This is a genomic window from Mycobacterium sp. 1165178.9, assembly GCF_001673555.1.
Lineage (GTDB): Bacteria > Actinomycetota > Actinomycetes > Mycobacteriales > Mycobacteriaceae > Mycobacterium.
Window position 1 is genome coordinate 1 of sequence record NZ_LZMB01000441.1, and the last position, 2,531, is coordinate 2,531.

1 protein-coding gene is annotated in these 2,531 nt (G+C 67.1%); it reads right to left on the bottom strand.

The features are described from left to right. Positions 1 to 2,531, bottom strand: a 2,531-nt coding sequence (locus A5652_RS19035) for a non-ribosomal peptide synthetase (protein ID WP_156745420.1), incomplete at both ends; no start/stop codon positions are given.

The following is a 2,531-nucleotide window of genomic DNA, read 5'->3' on the forward strand; positions in this document are numbered from 1 at the left end:
GCATCCTCGAAGTCACCCAGCTGCTCGCGCTGCCACAGCGTGTAATCGACATACTGCACCGGCAACGGCGCCCAATCCGGGGCCCGCCCAGCGCAGCGGTGGGCGTAAGCCAGGCCCAGATCACGCAACAACGGTGCGATCGACCAGCCATCGGCAGCGATATGGTGCACCACCACCACCAGAATGTGCTCGTCGTTTGTGACGCGGAACAGCCGCGCCCGCAATGGGACTGCGCTGGCCAGATCAAACGGGCGACGCACCTCGGTATCGATGGCCTCCGTTAACCGGGCCGTCGGCCAGCTGCCGGCTTCGACCACCTCCCACCCGAAATCGGCCCGCTCGACTGGCAGCACCACCTGCTGAGGGATCCCCCCGGGGGCGACGAACACCGTGCGGAGCGATTCATGCCGGCCCACCACATCGGCCAGCGCGGCACCCAACGCCGCGGCGTCTAGGCGCCCCTCCAGCCGCAACGCCGCCGGCATGTTGTACATCGGGGACGGCCCCTGCAACTGGTCGATAAACCACAACCGCTGCTGGGCAAACGACAACGGCACCACGGCGGGCCGCTCGACCGCCACCAATGGCTCTGCCTGGCCCGTCTCTGCATGGATCCGCGGCGCCAACTGGGCGATCGTGGGCGCCTCGAACACCGCCCGCACCGACAGGCCAGCACCCAGGCCACTGTTGATCGCGGTAATCAGGCGCATCGCCGAAATGCTGTCGCCGCCCAGGTCGAAGAAGGAGTCATCGATCCCGACTCGCTCCACACCGAGGACTCGGGCATAGATGCCGGCCAGGATTTCTTCGACCGCGCTACCCGGGGCGCGATATCCCACACCGGCGTATTCCGGTGCCGGCAGCGCTCGGGTGTCCAGCTTGCCGTTGGGGGTCAACGGCAACGCATCGATGACCACCAACGCCGCCGGAACCATGTAGGCCGGCAGCCGCTCGGCCAGCGCCGCCCGTGCCTCGCCCGGGTCGGCGGTGCCGGTGATGTAGCCGACCAGACGTTTGTCACCCGGGTGGTCCTCGCGGGCGATCACCACCGCCTGGGCCACTCCCGCCAAACTCGCTAGGGCGGCCTGGATCTCGCCGAGCTCGATGCGATAGCCGCGGATCTTGACCTGCTCATCGGCCCGCCCTAGATAGGTCAGCTGCCCATCGGTGCGCCAGCACACCAAATCCCCGGTCCGATACATCCGGGCTCCCGGGCCCCCGAACGGACACGCCACAAACCGCGACCCGGTCAACCCCGCCCGGCCTACATAGCCGACGCCCACCCCGGCACCGGCCACATACAACTCACCGACAACCCCGACCGGCACCGGACGCAACCAACCATCCAGCACGAACAACGCCGCCCCCGCCACCGGCGAACCGATCGGCGGCGCCCCGGACCCCGGAGTCAGAGGCGCACTAATTGACACATCCACCGTGGTCTCAGTCGGGCCATAAGCGTTGACCATCACCCGCCCGGGCGCCCACCGATCAACCAGCTCGGCCGCACAAGCCTCACCGCCTACCACCAAGGCCACCGACTTCAAATCCTGCGGGGACAACACAGTGAGCGCCGATGGGGTTTGGCTTACGACGTCGACCTGTTCATTGACCAGCAGGGCATGGAACTGCTCGGGTGAGCTCACCACTGATTCGGGCACCACGACCAATCGCCCGCCATGGAGCAGCGCACCCCAGATCTCCCGGACCGAGGCGTCGAAGGCATACGAATGCCACTGCGTCGAGACCTTTGCCGACCCCGGCGTTGTCAGTCCCGCATCCAGTGTTTGCATCAGCTGAGTGACGTTGTGATGACTGACCGCCACCCCCTTCGGGACCCCGGTGGTGCCGGAGGTGTAGATGATGTGCGCGACATCGTCGTGGGCCGGCGCGGGCAGCGCCGTGCTGGGCTGGCGCTCCACTGTTGGGTCGTCGAGATCGATGACCGCCACACCGGACCCGTTTAGCCGGTCGACCAGATCAGCGGTGGTGATCACGGCCACCGGCGCGGCGTCGGTGAGCATGAATGCGATACGCGCCGCCGGCACCGCGGGGTCGATCGGTAAATACGCCGCCCCGGTTTTGAGGACGGCCAGTATCGCGGCGACCGCCGCGTCCGAACGCGACAGCAGCAGCGCCACACACCCCCCGGGGCCCACACCCTGCCCGGTCAGCAGGTGCGCCAACCGGTTAGAGGCCTGATCGAGCTCGCGGTAGTTCATTGAGCGGCCCTCGTAGGTCACCGCCAGCGCCTCTGGTGTACGCGCGACTTGGGCGGTGAACAACGCTGGAATCGAGACCGGTGTGAGGGTGGGTTGGGTCAGTACTGCGCGGTTGCCGAGCTGGGCGAGGTGTCTGTGTTCGGCCTGGCCGAGCAGGTCGATGGTGGACAGGGGTTGTTCGGGTGTGGTGGTCATGGCCACTAGGACGCGTTCGAAGCGGGTGATAAGGGCTTCGATGGTGGCGGGAGTGAACAGGTCGGTGTCGTATTCGATGCGCAGGCCGAGCTGGGGGCCGGGTTGGACTTGCAC